The organism is Pseudomonas weihenstephanensis, from assembly GCF_016812185.1.
Lineage (GTDB): Bacteria > Pseudomonadota > Gammaproteobacteria > Pseudomonadales > Pseudomonadaceae > Aquipseudomonas > Aquipseudomonas weihenstephanensis.
On record NZ_JAAEBV010000006.1, the window covers coordinates 168,153 to 191,369 of the forward strand.

Sequence of the window (23,217 nt, forward strand, 5' to 3'; positions counted from 1 at the left end):
CTGTCCAGCACGGGAAGTTTGATCACCGGCGCGGTCACTGCACACGATCCCATATCAACAACACTCTGACCGATTGACCCAACGTGCGTGAAAGTCGCGCTTGGCAGTCTGGCTGCTGGCCGATAAGCCATTGATGGGTTGCTGATTGCTCGGCCTCCAACGAGAACGTCCACCCGGCATATTCATGGTGCGCGCGGACATTGATCCGCCCGCGCCGCGCCAGGCTGATCACAAATTGCATGGGTGTGCTGACGCCTCTCGTCCAGCGAGGTCCACAACGCTCACCGATGGCTTGAAGCAGATCGCACCCCGTACCAGCCCGCGTAAATGATTCACTGCAACCCCAACTTTTTTCAGTGCCCTGTTGAGCCACAAAGCGAGCGAACAGACTGCTGTCAGTCATCCGGGCAGACGCGGGATGAGCCTCAAACGACAGTGCTTGTACGCGTAAAGGGGTTAAGTCAAGCCGTTGGGTCATTCCTCCTCCTGCGCCAGCAACGCAGACAACTCGCGGAGTTTTTCAACTTGTCGCGAACAGATGCTCGATTGCAGTCGAGCCTGTTCAAGCTGTTCGTTCTCGCGTGCCTGTTGATCAAACAGTTCCTGCAAATGCACTTTTTGCTGAGTCGTTTGCGCCGACAATTTGCGTTCATCCTCATCCCAGCTCGTCAGGGCCTGGGGCGAAAGAACCTGTCCACGGTGACGATTCAGCAACTCATTGCATTGCCGGGTTTCAAGCCCTCGTACCTGCTCAACACGCTCGCGGGCCTGTTGGATGCGCCCGCTCAACACACGCTGCGCCATGTAAGCTCTTTGTAACTGCCGAGCGGCCCTGTCTGCGCGATGCTGACGCAGTTGCTGCAAAGCCTGTATTTCACACAAAAACATTTCAGGAGGGGACATAGGCAGTCAGCTCACTCAGTTGGTCCAGGGTTGCCAAAAACGGCGTAGGTTCACGCAGGTCCTGCCGTAAAAAAGCATCCACTTGATGTCGGCTCTCTACAGCCATATCAGTCAGCGCATCATTGCCTGCTTGGTACTCACCCAATTTGAGCATCAGCTCGATCTGCTGATGCGCTGACAGCAGTCGCCTTAAAGCCGTCATGTTTTGCACATGGCCCGGCTCGGCAACATTGCTCAGAATCCGCGACAAACTGGCCAGCACATCAATCGCCGGGTAGTGACCGCGCTCTGCCAATTTGCGCGACAACACAATGTGGCCGTCCAGCAGAGAGCGCACTTCATCCGCAACCGGGTCATTCATGGAGTCCTGCTCAATCAGCACGGTGTAAATCGCGGTAATCACCCCTTGTTGGGTCAGCCCTGCACGTTCAACCAAGCGCGGTAACAGGCTGTATACGGAGGGCGGCAAGCCCCCTCGCCCCAAAGGTTCGCCAGCCGCCAGGCCAATCTCACGCTGGGCACGGGCAAAGCGCGTCAACGAGTCAATCAACAATAAAACTCGCTGGCCTTTACGACGAAACCCCTCAGCCAGAGCCGTCGCCGTAAAGGCTGCGCGCGCACGCTCCATACTGGAGCGATCAGACGTTGCACACACCAGAACGGCTTTGGATCGCAACTCATCATCGAGTTCATGATCAAGAAACTCGCGCAATTCACGCCCACGCTCGCCGATCAACCCGAAGACGATGACATCGCAATCAACATTACGAGCGATCTCAGCCAGCAGAGTGGTTTTACCGCAGCCAGCGCCCGCAAAAAGCCCGATCCGCTGCCCTTCACCCAAGGTCAGCAGACCATCAATTGCGCGTATGCCTGTGGATAAGGCACGGTTGATACGGGGTCTTTCGGTGGGCAGCGGCGCTTCACACATCACAGGCCCCGCGTCGGCGCTGGACGGTGTGGCAAATGCACCCCAGCCGCTGCCTGTGAGTGGGCGACCAAAGCCATCCAGCACCTGCCCCAATAAACTCTCTGCAACGCAAATATGATGAGCTCCGCCTAAGCGCTTAACCGCAGCCCCTACACAAATACCTTCCAGGCTTCCCAATGCACTGAGCATCGCGTCTTGTTGATCAAAACCAATAATCTCGGCCAGGATCCAGTTGTTATCAGCCGTCTGAACCTCACACAGATCGGAGATACGCGACTGCGGCAAGCGACATTGCAACAACGTGCCATTGACCCGCTGGATCCGGCCGCACACCGTCACCGGTGAAAAACGAGCCAGATAAGCCGACTGGCGTTGCTGCCAAGACTCAAGTCTTTCCTCAAAACCCTGACTCACCAGCTCACCTCATAGCGCTGGCGCCCTTCAAACAACAGACGATTATTTTCGATAACCGTCAGGCGCACCCCATCCACTTCGTCACCAAAAAACAGACGGCGCCCGTCCGCTAACACCACATGGGCCTTTGGGCCGCCAATGATTTGAACAATTTTGAAAGGCAACTCACGGCTAATGAGCTGAACCTTGTTATGGATGGTTATCGAGGTATCGAATTGAAGCTGAAATCGTTTGAGCATCCGCGAGACCAGCGCTAATTGCTCAACCTGAACGTCCCCCCTCAGAGTCACTTGATGGCTTGTGGACTCCAGAATGACGTGGGTACTCAGTTCACGGTCGTTCAGCATCGAAAGCAGTTGCCGATGAACGTCGATGGCCGTCTGGAGAACGCGTTTTTCATTCACGACAGGGGCCGGCACCTCCAAGGGTACGTCCTCATCGCGCGACAGAAAAAAAGAGCCGGCCATCACCAGTACTAGCGCTGCCAATGCGCCTGCTATTGGTTTCTTTGCTGCCTTTTTCGACGTTTCTTGCACTTTGCCAGTCAGGGTATCGCCAGGTTCAAAGGGCGAATGACTTGGCGCTTGCGGCCAACTGCTTTCGGCATGCGCAACGCAGAGACGAATGCCACCCAAGGAAAACTCAGCTCCTGGAACAAGGTTTGAGATGTACGCCAAGGTAGCGCCCGCATCGTCCTGCAAAAGGCCTTCTTGAGCTTGCAACGACCAGTGTTCGCCAGTGCGCTGCAACTGCGCATGCCGAACATGAACGCCAGGATCATATAAACCCAGATCAGCTTCTTCGCTGGCACCGATGCTCCAACACTCACCAAACAGAGGCAAAGCCGCACCCTGATGCAAGCCGCTGAGTACGCGTAGCTCGAATATCTCGCAAGACGTATCCATGCTGTACGTTAGAACGTTCAAAAATCCGCCTCGTGCTCGTCACTGTCGCCTTCAAAATCAAGACGACCCAATACTTTTACCTTTGCCGTGCCCATCAACTCAGCAAAGGACAAAACAGGTACATGGTTAAATTCATCGAACAACAAAGTCCGTATGGGGCTGCGTAAATCATGGGCAACCAACAGCACCCTTTGCTCACGCTGATAGGGTAAAAAAGCCTCTTTGAGCAAGTTGATCAGCTGTGCACTGGGACCGCTTTCCAGGGCCAGAAACACACCGGTTTGAGTCTGGCGGAGCGCTTCACGAAAAATGTTTTCGGCGTTGGATGAAAACAGCCAGGCATGCAGCCCGTCGCTTTCACTGTACTGATGATAAATCTGCGACTTCAGAGCAATCCGCGCGTAGTCCGCAAGCGCATTGACCTCACGCTCATGCTGCCCATACTCATTCAGCGCTTCGATAATCAGACGCACAGCTCGCAGGGGTACACCTTCACTGGCCAAGCGTTGCAGTACGGCAGAAAAACGTGAGAGTGGCATGATGCGCTGCAACTCTTGAACTAACTCTGGCTGACTCTGCTCTAGCCAGGAGAGGATGGATTTACATTCTTGAATACCCAGAAACTGCGGCCCACTGATCATCATGGCCCGCTGCATGCGCACGACGATCAAGTCGTGCGCAGTGAACGGTTCGATCTCTTCACCAGCCAAGATCGGATCTTCCGGTTGCAGCCATAACCATTCCTGCTCATCCCGCTCTTCACTGCCTCGTGGAGCCTCAGGGCATAGGTCCAGATAGCGACTGCGCATCAGTGCGATCAACGGAGAAAAAGTCGCCTTGATCATCGGTACTTCGTGCACACAAAAGCGAAACTCATCATCGGCCAGCGAGGCGCTGTATTCGATCTCAAAGGGAGGGAGGGTTAAACCGATCGCAGTGACAATGCTGTTTCGAGCCTGGCGGATGGAATGAATCAGCTGAAGGGTGCGCTGTTCGTCCTGCTGCAGAGCTGAAAATTGCAGTACATAGGGGCGCGTAGGTGTAAAACTGCGCAGGTCCTCATCCCCATTCAACTCAGGGGTGGTCTGGGGCACAGACGCAGACTCGACTGACTCACCCTTAGTGCCGCGAAACCACAGGTAAAAACCCAGCGCAAAGGTGTTCAGTGCAATAAAAATGAACACCAGGGTCGGCATACCCGGGAGTACGGCAAAGGCCAGCATGCCTGCCGAAGCGATCATCCAGCTCTTGGGCTCACTGGTGATCTGCTGCCCTATTTGCGTACCAATGTTTGTTCTTTCTGAGTCATCATCAGGCGCAACACGGGTGATGATCATGCCTGCGGTCAATGCAATCAGCAGCGCCGGGATCTGCGCAATCAAGCCATCACCAATAGTTAATACCGAATACAGCGTAATGGCGTCCGCAGCGCTCATCCCGTGTTGAATAATCCCGGTGGAGAAACCACCCAATATATTGATAACCACAATAATCAGTCCGGCAACCGCATCGCCTTTAACAAACTTCATGGCGCCATCCATCGCACCAAACAACTGACTTTCGCGGGACAGTTGTTCGCGTTTATAGCGAGCCTGTTTACCGTCTATTAAACCGCCTCTCAAATCGCTGTCGATGGACATCTGCTTACCGGGCATCGCATCCAGACTGAAACGCGCTGCCACTTCAGCGACTCGCTCCGATCCTTTAGTAATCACCAGAAAGTTCACCAGCGTGATGATCAAAAAAATCACCAACCCTACGGCAAGGTTCCCCCCCACTACAAAGTTACCAAACGCTTCCACAATGTCGCCCGCGTCTTGTTCCAACAAGATCAGGCGCGTGGTCGCAATCGACAGCGCCAGGCGAAACATAGTGGTTAACAGCAATAACGAGGGAAAGGAGGAAAAAGCCAACGGGTTCGGTAAATAGAACGCGAGCACAATTAACAAACAAGAAATACAAATATTGACCGCAATCAGAATATCAATCAGCCAGGTGGGAAGCGGGACAATAAAAATAAAGACAATCCCGAGCACGACCATCGCCCCCAGCACTTCCCCTCCCCCGGAGACTTTGGAGAGCACATTATTGAAGGTGCCAGCCCACGTCATTTAACGATGCTCGAGTACCCGAATGCCTGTGGTACAAGCCCTTCGGACTGAGTCAGCTCATCCATCAAGCCCATCAGAAAACGCAACGTATCCTGGCGGTTTCGCTGATCACACCATATGGCCAGCGGAAGACGCTGAATCAGTGGGTAGACACGATTGAGCATGAGCAAATGACTGTCAGGGTTGGTCGCGCCCAAATCACGACCCAACGATTGACTCTCGCGCAGGTCAATACCCTCGCTGGCATACCCCAGCAAACGTTGTAACAGCGAAACCGCAGCCAGTTCGATTGATTTTTCGTGCCTGGGCATTTGCTCAATAAATCGGCGACAACTGTTCAATACACTGCCTAATTGCCTGCAACTTTGCAGACCCAACATAACGGACCTTAACTTGTTGGTCGGCAACGATGGACGTTGCGCTGCCATATCGTCAGCCAGTGCCCGACTCATCATTTTTAACCCTACGCTGAACCCTTTGTCCCCAAACATTCCCAGCAGTGCCTGCATGATGATCGCCGGTGACTGGCGCCTTACCACATTGGCGTAATACAGCGTGCGAACTGCCTGGCGCAAAGAAGCATCATCACTGATAGTGCTCAGCCCACGCGCAATGTTCATCCCCGCTTGAACAGGCCCTGCGTGCTGCGTGTGCAGCTGATCCTGATAGCTGTGCGACAACGCAACATCAGCGTCATGACCTTCTGATTGTGCCCATGCAGTCACGTAACTCAGCACTACACTGGTCCGGGCCGGATCACCTCCGGTCAGTTCAATCAGACTGTCCAGGCTAGACCTGGACGACATATCCTGACGGACCTGTCTGGCTACCTGGCTCAAGCTGGCCTGACCGGGATGGCCCAACTGCTCGTACAAAGCCATGAGTTGCTCGATGCCCTCAATTCTGCGCACTCGAATCTCAGCCCCCGAGGCACGCAACGTTCGCTGCGCCGTTTCTTTGCTGCTGCTCTCGGTCTTTTGACTAAAGAGCATGCCGACCTCTTCGGCAGAACTTTGCTGAGTGGCCTGAGGTACCGGCGGTCGAACGTTTGTCGCAGCGAGCAAAGAGCTCACTGCTCGCGAGGGGTCATGTCGCACGTCAACTTTCATAGCGTAATCGCCCATCAGAGAAGTTTCGATCCTCTGTGTGGCCAAGTCCGCGTGAACAGTTCCTTATTAATGTGACTATTTTTTAAATTGAAAAAGTTGGCGCACGCGCACGCATGATTATGCAAATAACGGCACAAAAAAAACCGCTGCAATTATAAAACCACATATAAATCAACTTGATAAATCACTTCAGAAGATTGGCACACGCAGTGCTTAGGAGGTCTTTCTCGAAATTATTTCGAGGCCGCTTATCCTGAGGATGAATAATGAATCAGCGTAAAGATGTTTCACTCACCCGACCTGTAAACGCGCCGCAGAACGTGTTGGATTTATCACCCGAACTTCAACGAAAATTGAAGGCATTTATCCACAAACGTGTATTGAACCCCGAAGATGCTGACGATATTTTTCAATTAACCTGCCTTGAAGCATGGCGCGGTAAAGACCGATACAGTGGCCAGGCAACGATCAGTACGTGGGTGTGCGGTATTGCACAGAACTTGATCCGCAATCACTTTCGCCGCCTTTACGCAAAACCCATACATTGCGAATTTGATGAAGCGCTGTGCACGGACCTGGATAACGCGCAAGACTTGGGTGGGCAGTTCGAGATCAAGCAACGCCTTGAGCGCACCCTGATTGCCATTGACCACCTGCCCAAAGAGATGCGCAATACGCTCTATGCCTCTCTGGAAACCGGCGGTAATTACCGAGACACCGCGCTCGCCCTTGAAATCCCCATCGGCACGGTTCGCTCACGCATCTCTCGAGCGAGAGAGCAGCTCAAGATAGCCACCCACCGTTAAAGACGATTACCCGCGTGAAGGTACTGACTCACCACGGGACTGTTCTGCCAAGTCCCGTGGTTTTGAGTCAGACAATGGCCTCACGCTTTTTGCGAGCGCGGCAAGAAAATAGCCAATACACCCAACAGCGGCAGATACGAGCACAAGGTGTATACGTACTCGATGCCATGAATATCAGCCAAATGCCCGAGCAGCGCGGCACCAATCCCTCCAAAGCCAAACATCAGGCCGAAGAAAATACCTGCGATCATGCCCACATTGCCCGGCACCAGCTCTTGGGCATACACCACAATGGCCGAGAACGCCGAGGCCAGAATAAAACCGATGACCACACTCAGCACACTGGTCCAGAACAGATCGGCATACGGCAGCAGCAAGGTGAACGGCGCCACGCCCAGAATCGAGAACCAGATCACCGCCTTACGTCCAATACGGTCACCGATAGGCCCGCCAAAGAAGGTGCCCGCCGCCACAGCGCCCAAGAACAGAAACAAATACATTTGCGAGCTGGCGATCGACACACCGAACTTCTCAATCAGGAAGAACGTGTAGTAACTGGTCAGACTGGCCATGTAGAAGTATTTGGAGAACACCAACAGCCCAAGCACGACGAGTGCCGCCAATACCCGTTGTTTCGATAACCCGTGGGTCGCCTTTTGCCCGGACTTGAGCTTGAACAGGTTCAAGTGGCTGCGATACCAGCGGCTGATGGCATACAACAATCCGACCGCGAACAGCGCAAACAAGCCAAACCAGGCGACATTGCCCTGCCCGAACGGAATGATGATCGCGGCGGCCAACAACGGCCCGAAGGCAGAACCCGCATTGCCACCGACTTGAAAAGTGGACTGCGCAAAACCATAGCGCCCGCCTGAAGCCAGCCGCGCCACTCTGGAGGCCTCCGGGTGAAAGGTCGACGACCCGATGCCCACCAATGCTGCGGCCAGCAGAATCAAGGGGAAACTGCCCACCTGAGACAGCATCAAAATCCCGACCAGTGTGCACACCATGCCCGCAGGCAGCAGCAACGGGTTGGGGTGTCGATCCGTGTAATAACCCACCCACGGCTGCAACAGCGACGCGGTCATCTGGAAGGTCAGGGTAATCAGGCCGATCTGAGTGAAGGTCAGGTCATATTTAGCCTTGAGCATCGGATAGATCGAAGGCAGAACGGCTTGAATCAAATCGTTGATCAGATGCGCCAATGCGACTGCGCCGATGATGCGCAGCACTAACGGGCTGGTTTGAGCGGGTGACGAGGCTGTCGTTGTTTTTGTTTGAGCGTTGCTAAGGGCCATAAGCGTTTCCGTACATCAGGTGAATGCGCACTTGCAGGGGACGTCAATGTGCCACTTTTTAACAACATATTTCCATGCAAACGCTGGAAAACCTTAAGCGGTTGATAGAACAGCAAATTTTTTAAGATATTTGCTTGACACATGCCCAACTCGAGGGAATAATGCGCGCCATTGGCTACATAGCTCAGTTGGTTAGAGCATAGCATTCATAATGCTGGGGTCCGGGGTTCAAGTCCCTGTGTAGCCACCAATACTAAAAATGGCTTACCGCAAGGTAAGCCATTTTTTTATGCCTGTAGAAAAGCAGCGCCTCTGAACCGCAGCCCGCGGGCTTTTAAGAATCGTCTGATTAAAGATCTGCCCCCCGCTCGATAACCTGAACTGGCTAAACCTGCTCCTGACCGACTCCACGAAGAATGGGTTGGGCTCGAGCCTCATCTCCAGTTATCAGGATTATTACTATGAAGCGTACTGCTCTGCTCATCGCGATGACGGCATTCCCGGCGATCTCTTTCGCTGCCGCCAGCCAAAACACCATCACCTTCAAGGGCCAGGTGTCTGACCAGACGTGCCAGGTGTCGGTCAACGGTAACTCCGGTAGCCCGATCGTGGTTCTGCCCACCGTTGCTTCCAGCGACCTGGACACCGCCGGTAAATTCGCAGGCGAAACGCCGTTCACCATCGCGGTGACCGGTTGCACGGCACCGACCACTGGCGACCTGAACATCAAGACCACGTTCCTGGGCGCTGACGTGAACGCTGGCGGCAACCTGGGTAACACCGGCACCGCACAAAACGTCGCCATCCAACTGCTGGATGCTACCGGCGGCAACCCGATCGCGCTGAGCGGCATGACCTCGGTTTCCGGCCTGATCTTGAAAAAAGACGAGACCGCGACCAGCCACGACTTCGCTGCGCGCTACATCAGCACGGGCGCAGCAACGGCCGGTACCGTATCGGCTTCGGCTCAGTACGCCCTCGACTACCTGTAAGCGTAGCCCTCTGACCTGCCGCCTTCGCACCTCGCGAAGCGGCGGGTCCGCACCTCGATTGTCCTTATCTGATCCCCAGCCTTTCGGAAGGAGTTGGTCATGACCTGCCTGAAACGCTTAGCCCTGTCCGTTGGTTTGCTGATCGGCGTCACCGTTGCCCAAAACGCACTGGCCAGTGTGGTCATGAGCGGCACACGGGTGATCTACCCCGCCAGCATTCGCGAAAAAGCCCTGCAACTCACCAGTCACGATGCGTATCCCAATCTGGTGCAGATCTGGGTGGACAAAGGCGACCCGGCGTCCACGCCGCAAACCGCTGATGCGCCGTTTATCGCCAGCCCACAGATTTTTCGGATGAACCCCAAGGCCGGGCAAATCGTGCGCCTGGTGTACACCGGTAAAGACTTGCCGCAAGACCGCGAGTCCGTGTTTTACATCAACTTCATGCAGATGCCAGCCCTCAAGGCCCACGACATGGACGCCAACAAGCTGATGCTCACCGTGAGCAGCCGGATGAAGGTGTTCTATCGCCCTGAAAGCATCGCAGGCAACCCGGAAGACATCACCAAATCGATGACATTCAAGCTGCAAGGCAGCGGTTCAAACCTGAGCGTGAGCGCCGAAAACAACAGCGGTTATCACGCGGTGATCCGTGAGGCCAACCTGCTGGTCGGCGGCAAACCGGTCAACGTGGCCAAAGCCGTGATGATCGCCCCCTACTCCAACGCTCAATGGCCGGTTAAAGGGGCCAACGCTGGCAACCAATTGCGCTTGACGCTGGTGAACGATTACGGCGCTGACGTCACCACTGACTTGCCGCTTCACTAGCCCTGAGAAAATGCACATGACCGTGACTCACTTCACCCCTTGCCGGATCCGCAACCGCGCCCCCCATAGCCGTTGGCTGTGGGCAATGCTGCTGGTGTCGTCGACGATCCTGTGCAGCGGATTGAGCGCGGGCACCGCCCAGGCCGAGACCCAAACCAGCAGCAGTAACGACGACTATCAGTTTGACGACAACATGATGTTTGGCGGCGGCTCGCTGTCGCGCTTTAACAAAATCAACGCCATCGACCCCGGCCATTACACCGTCGACCTGTACCTCAATGATCGTTTCGTCGAGCGCGTGCCCGTGCAGTTTGTGGCCGTAGCCCAGGGCGACGTGCAACCGTGCTTGGCGCGCGAGTTGCTGGAAGGCGCAGGCGTGTTGGCCAGTGCCATTACCGACACGCAAGGCAGCGAATGCCAATTGCTCAGCGACACGGTAAAAGACGCCAGCAGCCATTTTGACTTCGCCCAACTGCGCCTCGACATCAGCATGCCGCAAAGCTTGATGCTGCACGTACCGCGCGGGTATGTCTCACCGCAAAACCTCGACGCGGGCAGCACCATCGGTTTTATCAACTACAGCGCCAACCAATACCACGTCAGTCGCAGCGGGAGTCACGCCCAAGACACCGACTCCAGCTATCTGGCGCTCAACAGCGGCCTGAACCTGGGCATGTGGCGCCTGCGCCAGCAAGCGTCCCTGCGCTACGACTCGCAACACGGCAGCGACTGGAATGCCACGCGCACTTACGTGCAACGCGCATTGCCAAGCCTGCGCAGCGAACTGACCGCGGGCGAAGGCTACACCTCGGGGCGCTTCTTCTCCGGGCTTGGCTTTCGCGGGATGCAAATCACCTCAGACGAACGCATGTTGCCCGAGTCGGTACGTGGCTATGCGCCGACCGTACGCGGGATCGCCAAGACCAACGCCAAGGTCACCGTGCGCCAAAACGGCAATGACATTTACGAAGCCACCGTCGCGCCGGGGCCGTTTGAAATCAACGACCTCTACGCCACCAACTACAACGGCGACCTCGAAGTCTCGGTACAAGAAGCGGACGGCAGCATCAGCCGATTCAGCGTGCCGTTCTCGGCCGTACCCGAATCGCTGCGCCCCGGGACCTCGCGCTACAGCGCCGCCGTGGGCAAGACCAGTGACGTGGGCGATAACGACCTGTTCAGCGAGTTCACCTACCAGCGCGGCCTGACCAACACCGTCACCGCCAACACCGGTTTACGGGTGGCGGACGGTTATCAGGCGTTGGTATTGGGTGGCGTGTACGCCAACTGGCTGGGCGCGTTTGGCCTGGACGCTACCTACTCACGGGCCGACATGCCGCAAGAGGGCCTGGTCGATGGCTGGATGGCGCGCTTGTCGTACAGCCGCACCTTCGCACCGACCAACACCACCTTGTCGATTGCCGGCTACCGTTACTCCACCGCTGGTTATCGCGACCTGGGCGACGTGCTCGGCGTGCGTGAATCGTTGCGCAAAGGGGAAGAGTGGGACTCGGCCAGCTACCTGCAACGCTCGCGATTTGAAGTGTCGGTCAACCAAAGCCTGGCCGAGTACGGCTCCATTTACGTGTCCGGCTCGACTCAGGATTACCGCAACGGCCGTGAACGCGACACACAGCTGCAATTGGGCTATGCCAATACGCTGAAAAACTCGGTGAGCCTCAACCTGTCGGTCTCACGCCAGTCCACGGGGAGCTTCGAAAACACCCGTTACGGCGGCTTCGACGGTCACAACAACGGCAACAACGTCAACGGCGGCAGTTGGAACCCTTCTTCGCCCGGCTCGACTGAAACCGTCACCTTGCTCTCGGTGTCATTCCCGCTGGGCAGCCCGTCGAAGAGCAACACGCCGACCTTGAGCAGCTCGGTCAGCCACAGCTCGACCTACGGCAATGTGTATCAAACCTCGTTGTCCGGCACAGCAGGCGCAGAACAAACCCTGAGCTACGGGATGGACGTGTCTCACGACGCCGAGCAAAAACAGAACACCTGGAGTGGCAACCTGCAAAAACGTTTGCCCAAGACCAGCCTCGCCCTCAGCGCCTCCAAGGGCGAAGACTACTGGCAAGCTTCCGGCAGCGCCCGCGGTGCCGTGGCGATTCACAGCGGTGGCGTAACCTTTGGACCGTATTTGGGTGACACCTTCGCGCTGGTGGAAGCCAAAGGCGCCAGCGGCGCAAAAATCATGAACAGCCAGGGCACGACCATTGATGACTCAGGCTACGCACTGGTACCCGCGCTCACGCCGTACCGCTACAACACCGTGGCCATCACCCCGGAAGGCATGAACCAGAAAACCGAACTCGACGACGGTCAGCGCCGCATCGCGCCGTATGCCGGTGCTGCCGTCAAAATCCAGTTCAAAACCCGTAGCGGCAACGCCCTGCTGGTCAAGGCCCTGTTGGCCAATAATCAGGCCGTCCCTATGGGTGCGGACGTGCTCGACGAAAGTGGCAGCGTGATCGGTATGGTCGGTCAAGGCAGCCAGGCTTACTTGCGCAGCGAGAAGCCTGAAGGCGCATTGACCCTGCGCTGGGGTGATCGGCCGCAAGAGCAATGCGTTCTGCATTACGACGTGTCGGATCGCGATCTGGAGCAGCCATTGCTGCGCGTGACCAGCGAATGCCGTGCGCTCTGATTTCCCCTTTATTCACACCCTGAAAATCGAGGCCTTTTATGTTCACTCTACGCCCACGATTGAATCAGTTATTGCTACTGGCGCTGACTCTCGCCGCGCTGCCCGCTGCACACGCCACCTGTACCCGCGTCTACAACGGCATTAACGTGCTTGACCCTTACTCGGCGCAAATCAGCTTTGGCCGGGTCAACCTCACCAGCACCTACCTGCAACCGGTCGGGACGCCGCTGGGCACCACCATCGTCGACAGCGCCACCGCGACGGGGCTAAACAGCGAGACCGTGCTCTGGCAGTGCGACCTGGCGGACAAAGATGAGCTGTATGAAGTGTTTGCCACCAACGGCGACGACCGGGTGGGCGGCTACTGGGAAATCGGCAACGGTGCCGGTACATCCACCAATGACGGGTTGCCCGGCTACTACGCCACGTACTTTCCGTATGTCGGCCTCAAATTGACGCACCTCAATTCCGGCAAAGTGTTCACCCGCTATTGGCAGCAAAGCAAGATCACCCAATACGACGTGGTCGGCAACAAGCTGCAAATCAAACCCAAGCACCTGAGCATGGTGCAGGCCGACCTGGCGCGCGTGTCCAGCCTGCCACCCACATCCGGCAGCGGCAGTAACTACTGCGGCGGTCAAGCGGCGGCGAGCGGCAGCGGCAATTACAGCTACACCTGCACCCAGCCCAACGGCTATGTGCAATTTCAAGGTCCGGGCTACAAGTCTGACACCGTGGGCACTGACTCCAACACCAACTATTACTTTTGGGGCCAGTACAACGGTATTGGCTTTGGCATGCGCAGCGCCGCGTCGATCAGCTACACCGCCACCTGCGTGGCGCGCAACGTCACGCCGCTGGTGATGTTCATGCCCGTCACGGCTCAGGAACTGAATGACAACATGACCCGCGAAAGTGATTTCAGCATCGAGATTGAATGCAGCGATCAGGCGGTGTCCGGTGTTAATACCAACCAGACGGCAATGGGCGTGCAAGTGTCTGCCGCCGCGTATGCCAAGGCCGCGGAACTGGGTCTGCTGACCGGGTCCCAAGGCGTCACGCATCTGGTTTCCAACGGGTACGGCACAGACCCCTCCATTGCCACCGGGGTTGGCATTGCCTTGAGCAACAACGGCAAGCAAATGAACTTCCTGGGCACGGGGGTGGCGGGTGGCGGTAACGCGAGTGGCTGGTACCCGGTCAAAGACGGCGCCAGTGCCAATGGCAGCGCCGCCTCGGGCTACACCACCTATACCCAGACCCTCACCGCCATTCTCAAAACCCTGCCGGGGCGTAAAGCCACACCGGGCAAGGTGAATGCCACCGCTTACGTCCTCGTCAAGGTGCAGTAAACATGACTAAAAAAATAACACTCACCCTCACCCGGCTATTAATGCTCGCCCTGTTGTGCGTGTTCATTCTCCCCGCACAGGCAGGCGTCATGGCATCACGCACGCGGGTCATTTATGAAGAGGGGCAAAATCAGCACTCGCTGATGCTGGCCAATATCAATCCGTATCCGGTGGTGGTGCAAACCTGGGTCAACGACGGCGAAGACCAGCAGGCACCGGAAAAAAGCACCTCACCAATGATCGCCCTGCCGTCTGTGTTTCGTATGCAACCGGGGGCGGTGCAAGGCTTGCGCATTATTTATAACGGCGATCAATTGCCCAAAGACCGCGAGTCGGTATTTTGGCTCAACCTCTATGAGATTGCTCCCAAGTCCACCACCACGCCTGCACCGCAGGCAGCCGTAGCGCTGGCCATGAACACCCAGATGAAGATTTTTTACCGCCCTAAAAACTTGCCAAGCACGGCCGAAGACATGCCCAAGGTGCTGACGTTCACCCTGGAGCAACAAGGCGAGCAATGGGTGCTGGTGCTGCGTAACCCGACCCCTTATCACGCCTCGATGGCGTCTTTGCGCCTGGTCGACAACGACAAGCAGATGGCCGTGCCACAAACCCTGGACATGATGGCGCCACCGTATGGCGAAAAGCGCTATCGCATGGCCCCTGGCAGCCAGATCAACCCCAAAGGACTGAAAGTGAGCTTTACCTGGGTGGATGACGGCGGTCACTTTCACACCGCCACCGCCCCCGTGCTCAATCCCTAAACCTGCGGCGGTTCAAATCAGGTTCATGCTGATGCAGAAGGTCAGCAAGGCGTGATCGTTTTCCACGTCCAGCTTGCGCATGGCTGAAACCTTCTGCGAACTCACGGTCTTCACACTGCGATTAAGCGAGTGAGCGATATCGCGCACGTTCATCCCCGATGCAAAGCGGCGCAACACCTCAAACTCCTTGACCGACAGGCTGGAAATCCGCGCCTGCACGGCATCTGAACGCTCCACGACACTGGCGGCTCCCTGGGCGGCCTTGCTGTGCCACTTCTCTCCGTTTGCCAGCGCACTGAGCGCCAGCGGGATCTCATTAAGGTCGCCGTTTTTCAAAATAATCCCGCCGACCCCCAAGTCATACAGACGCGACAGAATCAAGTTGTTGGTGAGCATGGTCAGCACCAGGATCTTGACCTGCGCAAAATGCCGGATCAGGTACTCGATGAGCTTGACCCCGTCGCCATAGGTTTCATCCCCCGGCATGTTGTAATCGGTGACCACAATGTCTGGCTGCAAGCGCTGCAACTGCTCAATCAGCTCTGTGGGGGTCTGAGCCTGGCCCACGACTTCATAACACCCATCACGCTCGATCAGATCCCTAACGCCCATCAGCACGATCGGGTGGTCATCCGCTAATACGACTTTTATTTTTGGCACAGGTACATCCTGTCAAAAGAACGATCACTCTGTGACGCGCTCAATCGGTGGTGTGGGAAAACGAAAATATCAAACCGTAGCTACAGCCCGCTTGATGCGAGCCAACAGCGCCTCGATCTGATCGTACAAAGACTCATCCAATACATGACCTTCCAGGCGGTGCTCAAGTTCACCGCAGCGCTCGGTCAACGCATGTGCCTGAACCACCGCCAAAGCCCCCCGAATACAATGCAATAGGGCCTTGAGCGCATCACTGTCGCGAGCATTCAACGCCTGCTGCGCGTTTTTTATATCGGCGCCCATGGTGTTGATAAATAAATCACGCATCCGCGCAGAGACCACGATGGGTACTTCGACTGGCGCGGGATTCTGGGCCGCTGAAGGAGGCTCTGACTCAGGCAGTTTTATGCCGCAGGCGCGTACCAACTCGGCCCATAACCTCTGCAAGGTCATAGGCTTGACCATGCGTGCGTTCATGCCCACCGCGATACACCGCTCGCCTTCCTCGCGCATGGCATTGGCGGTGACCCCGATGATCGGGATGTGGGCATCCTGCTGGCGAATGGCGCCAGCCAGTTCGTAACCATTCATGATCGGCATGTTGACGTCGGTCAACACCGCATCAAACGCCTGCGGCGACCACAAACTCAGGGCCTCTTGCCCATGAGAAGCGAGTACCACACGACACCCCAGTTCTTCGAGCTGCTCTTTGAGAATGGTTTGATTGATCGGGTTGTCTTCGGCCACCAGCACCCGCAGGTCGAGCTTCTCGCGTCGCACAGGAGGTTGGCCGACGGTGGTGTCCACACGCCCAAGCTGCGCCAGCATGACGGCACGGGCCACACCGCGAATCATGTTCACGCCCACGAGCCAGCCCTGCGCCGTGTGCTCCGGCTGGCCGGAGCCGGGCAGGCCAATCACGCACGGGCCAGGCCATTGCACGGTCGAGTGACGGCTGGGCAATAAATCCACCCATACCGCCCCAGGCGAGGTGCTGATCGAACCGCTGGGTGCAACCAGCGCATGGCCACCCCAGCGGTTAAGCCAGTCACAGGTGGTTTGCGCCAGCTCAATGACCGGTGCCCGCACATACACCGGGGTTGGGCGCAGATGCAGGTCGCTGACCGCCGGCAAGGCCCCCTCAAGGATCGGCATCTCCAGCATCAAGCTGAAACTGCTGCCCAGTCCCGGTTCACTGACCACACGCAATTGGCCGTCCATCAACTGCGTCAGACGCATACAAATTGACAGCCCCAGCCCCGTGCCGCCCGCTGAGTGGCCGTTAAACACCTGGTAAAACGGTTCGAACAAACGCTGCTGCTGGGCCTCGGAAATACCTACGCCGGTGTCCGTCACCTGCCACTGCAACGTCACGTTGTGCGCATCCCGGCTTAATACCTTGAGGCGCAGTACCACGCGACCATAGTCGCTGAACTTGATCGCGTTATTGAGCAGGTTGTTGAGAATCTGGCGGATGCGCGACTGATCACCGCTCAACTGGTCGGGCACATCGGCATCGATGCAGGCATAGATTTGCAAGCCTTTGCTTTCGGCGGAGGCCGCGTACGCGTCCACCACTTCCTCGGCCATGTCCAGCGGGCAAAAACGCCCCGTCTCCAGTGCCATTTGCCCGGACTCGATCTTGGACACATCAAGAATGTCGCTGATCAATTGCAGCAAGGTCGACGAGGAACGCGAGATGGTATTGAGATACACCCGCTGACGACTGTCCAATGGCGTCAATTCCAGCAACTCAAGGGTGCCGAGTACGCCATACAACGGGGTGCGGATTTCGTGACTCATGGTCGCTAAAAAGGTGGTCTTGGCATGACTGGCCTCTTCGGCCTGATGCTTGGCGTGGTTCAGCGCAGCGGCGTCGTCCTTGTGCCCGGTCACGTCATTGAAGGCACACACGATGACATCCTGCTCCTGGTAGCGTGTGCTGCTGAAACTGACATGGAAATAGCGCCCGCCGACTTCCACGCAGGCTTCTCCCATGTCCGCTTGCTGCTCACGAACCAGCCGTGAAATGTACTGCGAATTGCCCAACCATTCTTGTGCCCGCTTGTTGGCCAACAACATATGGTTATCGGACTGGCGTACCACGCATAAGCCCGTGGGCGCCGTGTCGATCACTGCGCGGCTGAATATTTCACTTTCAATCACCCGCCGATGTGCGCGTTCAGCCGGGCGTACCACGCGTAGCCGGTACCAGCGATTGACCAGCCAGCCCACGTACACACTGAACAGCGCGATACACAAAATGCTCAACAGTTGCCATTTTGCATAATGAAAAAAGCTGTCGTAGCTGATCCGATATAGCGCCGTCCAGCGATCCTCACCCTCACTGGAGACTTTCATTTCCAGCCCGTGGGAGGTAAAGCGCATGCCATCGGGCCGCGTGTTGTTGTCATGCACACTTCCCAGCAACACGGCACCCGTTGGCGCGATCAGCGTCAGGTCGTCAAACTTCGGGGAGGTCACACTCGAAGGGGTTTGGGCCAGGCGCCGCACATTGATCAGGGCCGCCAGCAGCACCTCTCGGTCAGTCCCCGCCACATCCAGAAACTTGGAGGGCAAGTTGATTTTTATGAAGGCAAACACCTCGGCATTGCCTTCACTGACACTGCCGGTGTTGGACCAGTACACCTGCCCCTCTTGCAGCTCATCCTTGCGCGCCTTGAACAGGTGCAGCAGGCTTCGGCTGGTGTCCAGATACGACTCAAGGCTGAGAATCGCTACATGTCCGCGACGAGCGCCGATGGCGGGTACGGCAAGGGTGAAATCATGGTTGGGCGGCAATAGAAACAATTGCGGCGAGGGGTACACCGACCCCGACCAAAAACCGCTGTAGAAGTTGGACAAGTGCATGCCCAGCGAAAACGCCGACTGGCTAATCCTCTGGCTCGCATCGCTTTGCGCCAGGTTGAACGGTGTCGAAAACGAGAACTCCTTGCCCTCATAGATGTTCATCCCGGCGCCTTGAAACACCAGAGCGCTTTGCAGCGGGGTGATGTTCTTGTCCAATACATCCTGAGCATCTTTGACGGCACTGTTAACGTTGTTCAAAAACAGGCGGTTTTCATTCAGGTTCTCCACCAGCAGTGAAAAGTGATAATCGACCTTGTTCACTTCCACTTCCAGCAAGCGCTGCAACGCCCAGGCGCAGGTGCCCACCAGCACCACCGCGACGCCCACCAAAATCAAGACGCCACGGTTCAAGCGCATGGAACTCAATGCGAGTTTGCCCAGCGAGGTGTTGTCGGCGGTCATGTTACTTCCTGTTTTTGGCGTAATGGCCCAACGGGCTCAGACTCGTATAGCGTAGACGAGCGGATGGCGGCGGATGAAGGCGGTCCATTTTCAGGCCAGATGCTGCCCCTTGCCGGGGTCAGTGCAGCAGCGGCGGAGCATCCTCATGCAGCAGGTGCCCGAAGTGACCTGATGATACGGCACGCGATATCAGAAAACCCTGCACCCGGTCACAGTTGAGCTTGCGCAGCAGGGCCAGCTCTTCCTGACTCTCGACCCCTTCGGCGACCACCTCCAGACCCAACTGGCGGCCCAAGGCCACAATGCTGGCCAACGCCGAGGCCAGGTTTTCATTTTCGACACAGCCATGCACCAGCGCACGGTCGATTTTCAGTTCGGTGAACGGTGTCGACACCAAATTGAAATACGAGCTGAAACCCTGTCCAAAGTCGTCCTGGGCCAGCCCAAAACCTTTCATGCGCAACCGGCAGGCGCCAGCGTAATACTTGCTGATACCCTGCGTGGTGGAGCACTCCATCAACTCAAAGGCGAGCTTGGCCGGTATCCCGCCTTCGGCGCGCACGTAATCATGCAAGGCGTCGGCCAGGTCATCGTCATCGAGCAAGTGGGTGGGCAAGTTGATCGACACGGGAATGTCATAGCCCTGGCTGGCCCAACTGCTCTGGGCGGCAATGGTTTGCTTGATAAACAGCAGCAACAGTTCTTTTTCCAGCCCATGCCCCACCAACGACGGTAAAAAGTCAGCGGGCATCAACAATCCCAGCTCAGGATGAACCCAGCGCGCCAGGGCCTCGGCCGCCACGATGTGGCCGTCATGAAGTGATTTTTTGGGCTGGAACCACGCTTGCAACGCACCACTTGCCATTGCCGCGCGCAGGGCTTCACGCTCCAGCACCAACGGCTCGCGCTTAAGGGGTTGATCGCTGGTGAGTAGTTTGTCCAGCGTGGTCATCACGGTACGGACCGCCGCGGGGACCACGGGTTTGGACAATTGCCCTACCACCGTCAAACCCATGCTTTGCGCCACCAGGCTGGCACTGACAATCATGCGCCGCGAGGCCGCGCTCATGATCGCCAGTGCCGGTTTGTGCGGCAAAGATGCCAGCCGCTGGATCAGTTGCACGCCGTCCATGCCTGGCATCAATAAATCGGTGAGCACCAGATCAAAAGGCCGCTTTTGCAGCCACTCAAACGCTTCATTGCCGTCACGGGCCGCTTCGACCCGAATATTGCCCAAGTCACGAAACAGGTTGAGCAAGTATTCATGCTGAAAAGGATGGTCCTCGACGATCAGAACGCTATACGGCATGCGGCTTCCTCTGGGTTTGCTCAAGGCAAGTAAATAAGGCGCTGAGGCCAAACGGTTTGACCAGGCATTCATTCATCCCCACCGCCAGGCAACGGGCACGCTCTTCGTGCTGCGCGTTGGCGGTGGCACCAATGATGGGCACGCTGCTATCGAGCTGGCGCAATTGTGCGGCCAGTTCGTAACCATTCATACGTGGCATGTTGACGTCCGTCAGCACCCGGTCAAAGGTCGCCGGCTGCCACAGCGCCAGCGCCTCCAAGCCGTCCGAGGCCAGGTCGACCGTGCAGCCCAGCTCTTCGAGCTGGTCTTTGAGAATCAACTGGCTGATGGCGTTGTCTTCCACCACCAACACGTGCAACCCCAAGGGTTTGAAAACACTGGTTGCCAGGCCAGCAGGTCGCGCATACGGGCTTAGCCCTTGCGCCTGACTGACCGCGCGACGCAAATCCTGCAAGTAGCTCAAGTTGACATGCCACTGCGGCGTTTCTTGTTCAGGCTGGGCAAAGCACACACTGCCGCAGGCCACGACCACCGGTCCCGGCCATTCCAGCTCATGGTTATGTGTGCAATCACCGGGGTGAATTTCAACCAGCACCGCGTTGCGGTCGCTGATGTCCATACCGGGGCGCAGCACTTGTGCCCTGGCGCCCCAGCGGCTTAACCAGCCACTGATGTTCTCGGCCATTTCCGGCATCGACGACACCACAAACACGGTTTCAGGCAGCAACTCAACGGGCGTCGTGATCCGTGGTGCATAGCCCTGTTCGAGCGGCAAGCTCAAGGTAAAACTGCTACCCAGCCCCGGCTCGCTGACCACGCGCATGCTGCCGCTCATCAGGTACATCAGGCGCTGACAGATCGACAAGCCCAACCCCGTGCCCGTGATCACGTTGGCACGGGTGCCGGTCTGATAAAACGGGTCGAACAAAAATGGCTGGTCCTGCTGAGCAATGCCCTGCCCGGTGTCCGTGACCTGCCACAGCACCGTCACCCGTTCATCGTTTCGGCTTTCAACCTTGACCCGCACAACGATTTGCCCACTTTCAGTGAACTTGACCGCATTGCTCAGCAAGTTGTTCAGGATCTGACGGATACGCGGGCCATCGCCGATCAGCTGCTCGGGCAACTGCGGATCAATGTGGGCATACAGTTGCAAACCTTTGCTTTGCGCGGCAGCCGAATAGCCATTGACCACGTCCTGGATCAAGTCCAGTGGCGCAAACTCATTGACCTCCAGCACCAACTGACCGGCCTCGATCTTTGACACATCCAGCACGTCGCAAATCAATTGCAGCAAAGTTGATGAGGAGTTCTGGATGGCGTGCAGGTACTCCTTTTGTCGCGGGTTCAGCTGGGTGCGGCTCAATAACTCAAGGGTGCCCAAGGCACCATAGAGCGGGGTGCGGATCTCATGGCTCATGGTGGCAAGAAACAAGGTTTTGGCTTCATTGGCCTTGTCGGCCTCGCGCTTGGCCTGCTCCAGCGCCAGCTCGACGTCCTTGTGCGCGCTAATATCGCTGAACGCACACAGCAACACGTCCTCACCTTTGTAACGGGTGGCCACACAGCTGATGTGTAAATGCCGACCCGCCACCGAAAACTCGTCGACACGGGGCAGGCCGTCGCCGTGGTACGCCTGATCGATCCAGTCATGGCACAACGCGTCGCGCTCACGGCCACGTCCCAGCCATTGCTGGGCCAGGGTGTTTTCCAGCACCACTGCGCCGTTGGCACGCCGTAATACACACAGGGCCACGGGCGCGGTCTGGATCACTGCGCGGCTGAACGCTTCACTCTCTATCAACGCCTGTTTGCGATTAATCGCCGGGTTAATCAATTGCCGTTCAATGCGCCGCACCAACAGGCCCAGCGCCAGCGTGCAGCCCACGGCCAGCAACAGCGCAATCAGCAACGGCTCACGCATGGCCAGCAGCAAATGGCCGAACTCCATCGAATACACCACGTTCAGGTCGGCGTACCCCAACTGGTTGCGCATGATCAGGTAGTCCGGCCACACGCCTTCGCCGGTAAAGCCAAAGTGCTTGTCACCGGCAAAACTTTTCAGGGCCTGGCGTAAACCGGGGTTCAAGGCGCTGGCAAAAATCTCTTCGCCCTGGGCATTGAGCACCACAAAATCACCCGCATACTTGCGGTCCATCGCGGCGGAAATATCAGTCCCTTCTATTTCCAGCCCCAACCAGCCCGACGCGGGATCACGCTTGTCGAGCAACGTGAACAGGTACAACGCGGAGTTTTCAGTGAGCACCAGGTTGGGTGTGGCGTTGAACCAATGCTCCCCCACGACCGAAACCTGCGAGTGTTCGAGCGCTTTGAGCTGGCGCAACACGTCCTGGTCCACTGCCACCGGGTTAAGTGCTGTCTGAGTCAATCGTTCGGCCTGCACGACACTGCCCGCCTTGACGTACAGCAGATTGATTTTTTTACTGCGCAGGTAATCCAGTTCGCGAGATGTCTGCCACAGGCTCCAGGAGTGGGCGCCCTCACCCAGCACCAACTGGAATTCGTCACTGTCTTCTTCAGGTTCCATCACCGCCGGTTTGTTATTGCGCACCGCCGACAAACTGAGGCTTTTGAGAAGAATTTCATGGCCCGTAAAAAAACGTTGGGCCTCAAGAATGGCACCGCTCATGTAACCGCGACGCTGGGAGATTTCCCGGTCAAAGCTGGAATTGAGGTAAACGTAAAGCCCGCCGAACAACGAAAGCAGCAACGCGACGAAAAAAGAACGCAGCAAGGTACGCGCTGCGATTGAGGTCGAGAACGAGGCATCTAACGGACGGAAAAACTGTTTGAGCTTCATGCCGCCAGACTAGGGATCTGGCGGCTTTTGAAACATCAGACAAACCTTAAAAAAACGGTTCAGCCAACGCACTGTAGGCGCGCAA

Annotated in this window: 17 protein-coding genes and 1 tRNA gene; 7 read left to right on the forward strand and 11 right to left on the reverse strand. The window is 56.9% G+C overall.

Annotated features, from left to right (window positions below; genetic code table 11):
• Nucleotides 1-34 precede the first annotated feature (34 nt).
• From GYN01_RS19365 to sctW, 6 genes are read right to left on the reverse strand one after another with little or no spacing between them, the layout of a single operon-like run.
• On the reverse strand, nucleotides 35-478 hold the full coding sequence (locus GYN01_RS19365; RefSeq protein ID WP_053075981.1) for a type III secretion system HrpP C-terminal domain-containing protein: 444 nt from the start codon (nucleotides 476-478) through the stop codon (nucleotides 35-37).
• Entirely contained in the window at nucleotides 475-903 is a 429-nt protein-coding gene (sctO, locus tag GYN01_RS19370) for a type III secretion system stalk subunit SctO (RefSeq protein WP_048363084.1), read from the reverse strand. Before sctO ends, GYN01_RS19365 begins: the two co-directional genes overlap by 4 nt.
• Complete coding sequence (locus GYN01_RS19375) at nucleotides 890-2,248, reverse strand: FliI/YscN family ATPase (protein WP_048363083.1); 1,359 nt, start codon at nucleotides 2,246-2,248, stop codon at nucleotides 890-892. The genes sctO and GYN01_RS19375 overlap by 14 nt, the downstream gene beginning before the upstream one ends.
• The gene (locus GYN01_RS19380) at nucleotides 2,245-3,153 is read right to left on the reverse strand and encodes an FHA domain-containing protein (protein ID WP_048363082.1); all 909 of its coding nucleotides are present in this window, start codon (nucleotides 3,151-3,153) and stop codon (nucleotides 2,245-2,247) included. Before GYN01_RS19380 ends, GYN01_RS19375 begins: the two co-directional genes overlap by 4 nt.
• Nucleotides 3,154-3,170: 17 nt before the next feature.
• Complete coding sequence (sctV, locus tag GYN01_RS19385; RefSeq protein WP_048363081.1) at nucleotides 3,171-5,264, reverse strand: type III secretion system export apparatus subunit SctV; 2,094 nt, start codon at nucleotides 5,262-5,264, stop codon at nucleotides 3,171-3,173.
• Nucleotides 5,261-6,388 (reverse strand): type III secretion system gatekeeper subunit SctW, encoded by a 1,128-nt coding sequence (sctW, locus tag GYN01_RS19390; RefSeq protein ID WP_338053186.1) that lies wholly within the window; start codon nucleotides 6,386-6,388, stop codon nucleotides 5,261-5,263. The genes sctV and sctW overlap by 4 nt, the downstream gene beginning before the upstream one ends.
• A 251-nt stretch (nucleotides 6,389-6,639) precedes the next feature.
• On the opposite strand from sctW, the gene GYN01_RS19395 reads away from it, so the two are divergent.
• Nucleotides 6,640-7,179 (forward strand): RNA polymerase sigma factor, encoded by a 540-nt coding sequence (locus GYN01_RS19395; protein WP_048363080.1) that lies wholly within the window; start codon nucleotides 6,640-6,642, stop codon nucleotides 7,177-7,179.
• 80 nt (nucleotides 7,180-7,259) lie between these two features.
• On the opposite strand, the gene GYN01_RS19400 is transcribed toward GYN01_RS19395, so the two are convergent.
• On the reverse strand, nucleotides 7,260-8,477 hold the full coding sequence (locus GYN01_RS19400; protein ID WP_048363079.1) for an MFS transporter: 1,218 nt from the start codon (nucleotides 8,475-8,477) through the stop codon (nucleotides 7,260-7,262).
• Nucleotides 8,478-8,650: 173 nt separating this feature from the next.
• On the opposite strand from GYN01_RS19400, the gene GYN01_RS19405 reads away from it, so the two are divergent.
• From GYN01_RS19405 to GYN01_RS19430, 6 genes are all read left to right on the forward strand, one after another.
• A tRNA-Met gene (locus tag GYN01_RS19405) sits at nucleotides 8,651-8,727 on the forward strand.
• A 211-nt stretch (nucleotides 8,728-8,938) separates the two neighbouring features.
• On the forward strand, nucleotides 8,939-9,469 hold the full coding sequence (locus GYN01_RS19410) for a fimbrial protein (RefSeq protein WP_048363078.1): 531 nt from the start codon (nucleotides 8,939-8,941) through the stop codon (nucleotides 9,467-9,469).
• Between the two features lie 99 nt (nucleotides 9,470-9,568).
• Nucleotides 9,569-10,297: a fimbrial biogenesis chaperone gene (locus GYN01_RS19415; RefSeq protein WP_048363077.1), complete on the forward strand. Its 729-nt coding sequence runs from the start codon at nucleotides 9,569-9,571 to the stop codon at nucleotides 10,295-10,297.
• A 16-nt stretch (nucleotides 10,298-10,313) separates the two neighbouring features.
• Nucleotides 10,314-12,953 (forward strand): fimbria/pilus outer membrane usher protein, encoded by a 2,640-nt coding sequence (locus GYN01_RS19420; RefSeq protein WP_203307623.1) that lies wholly within the window; start codon nucleotides 10,314-10,316, stop codon nucleotides 12,951-12,953.
• A 38-nt stretch (nucleotides 12,954-12,991) separates the two neighbouring features.
• A complete protein-coding gene (locus tag GYN01_RS19425) occupies nucleotides 12,992-14,305 on the forward strand; it encodes a fimbrial protein (protein WP_048363075.1) in 1,314 nt (437 codons plus the stop codon).
• A 2-nt stretch (nucleotides 14,306-14,307) separates the two neighbouring features.
• Nucleotides 14,308-15,069: a fimbrial biogenesis chaperone gene (locus GYN01_RS19430; protein ID WP_048363074.1), complete on the forward strand. Its 762-nt coding sequence runs from the start codon at nucleotides 14,308-14,310 to the stop codon at nucleotides 15,067-15,069.
• A 12-nt stretch (nucleotides 15,070-15,081) separates the two neighbouring features.
• Here GYN01_RS19430 and GYN01_RS19435 read toward each other — a convergent pair whose 3' ends face one another.
• From GYN01_RS19435 to GYN01_RS19450, 4 genes are all read right to left on the reverse strand, one after another.
• A complete protein-coding gene (locus GYN01_RS19435) occupies nucleotides 15,082-15,729 on the reverse strand; it encodes a response regulator (RefSeq protein ID WP_048363073.1) in 648 nt (215 codons plus the stop codon).
• A gap of 69 nt (nucleotides 15,730-15,798) precedes the next feature.
• Entirely contained in the window at nucleotides 15,799-19,002 is a 3,204-nt protein-coding gene (locus tag GYN01_RS19440; protein ID WP_048400297.1) for a hybrid sensor histidine kinase/response regulator, read from the reverse strand.
• Nucleotides 19,003-19,120: 118 nt separating this feature from the next.
• The gene (gene pvrR / locus GYN01_RS19445; protein WP_048363071.1) at nucleotides 19,121-20,311 is read right to left on the reverse strand and encodes a response regulator cyclic di-GMP phosphodiesterase PvrR; all 1,191 of its coding nucleotides are present in this window, start codon (nucleotides 20,309-20,311) and stop codon (nucleotides 19,121-19,123) included.
• Nucleotides 20,301-23,132, reverse strand: coding sequence for a response regulator (locus GYN01_RS19450; protein WP_048400298.1), 2,832 nt, complete (start codon nucleotides 23,130-23,132; stop codon nucleotides 20,301-20,303). The genes pvrR and GYN01_RS19450 overlap by 11 nt, the downstream gene beginning before the upstream one ends.
• Nucleotides 23,133-23,217 lie beyond the last annotated feature (85 nt).

Bases quoted from the DNA above. Each gene is read 5' to 3' on its own strand.
- GYN01_RS19450 (WP_048400298.1), bottom strand. From the start codon at position 23,132: ATGAAGCTCAAACAGTTTTTCCGTCCGTTAGATGCCTCGTTCTCGACC.
- sctW (WP_338053186.1), bottom strand. From the start codon at position 6,388: ATGGGCGATTACGCTATGAAAGTTGACGTGCGACATGACCCCTCGCGA.
- GYN01_RS19380 (WP_048363082.1), bottom strand. From the start codon at position 3,153: ATGGATACGTCTTGCGAGATATTCGAGCTACGCGTACTCAGCGGCTTG.
- GYN01_RS19365 (WP_053075981.1), bottom strand. From the start codon at position 478: ATGACCCAACGGCTTGACTTAACCCCTTTACGCGTACAAGCACTGTCG.
- GYN01_RS19430 (WP_048363074.1), top strand. From the start codon at position 14,308: ATGACTAAAAAAATAACACTCACCCTCACCCGGCTATTAATGCTCGCC.
- sctV (WP_048363081.1), bottom strand. From the start codon at position 5,264: ATGACGTGGGCTGGCACCTTCAATAATGTGCTCTCCAAAGTCTCCGGG.
- GYN01_RS19410 (WP_048363078.1), top strand. From the start codon at position 8,939: ATGAAGCGTACTGCTCTGCTCATCGCGATGACGGCATTCCCGGCGATC.
- GYN01_RS19395 (WP_048363080.1), top strand. From the start codon at position 6,640: ATGAATCAGCGTAAAGATGTTTCACTCACCCGACCTGTAAACGCGCCG.
- GYN01_RS19415 (WP_048363077.1), top strand. From the start codon at position 9,569: ATGACCTGCCTGAAACGCTTAGCCCTGTCCGTTGGTTTGCTGATCGGC.
- sctO (WP_048363084.1), bottom strand. From the start codon at position 903: ATGTCCCCTCCTGAAATGTTTTTGTGTGAAATACAGGCTTTGCAGCAA.
- GYN01_RS19440 (WP_048400297.1), bottom strand. From the start codon at position 19,002: ATGACCGCCGACAACACCTCGCTGGGCAAACTCGCATTGAGTTCCATG.
- GYN01_RS19420 (WP_203307623.1), top strand. From the start codon at position 10,314: ATGACCGTGACTCACTTCACCCCTTGCCGGATCCGCAACCGCGCCCCC.
- GYN01_RS19425 (WP_048363075.1), top strand. From the start codon at position 12,992: ATGTTCACTCTACGCCCACGATTGAATCAGTTATTGCTACTGGCGCTG.
- pvrR (WP_048363071.1), bottom strand. From the start codon at position 20,311: ATGCCGTATAGCGTTCTGATCGTCGAGGACCATCCTTTTCAGCATGAA.
- GYN01_RS19400 (WP_048363079.1), bottom strand. From the start codon at position 8,477: ATGGCCCTTAGCAACGCTCAAACAAAAACAACGACAGCCTCGTCACCC.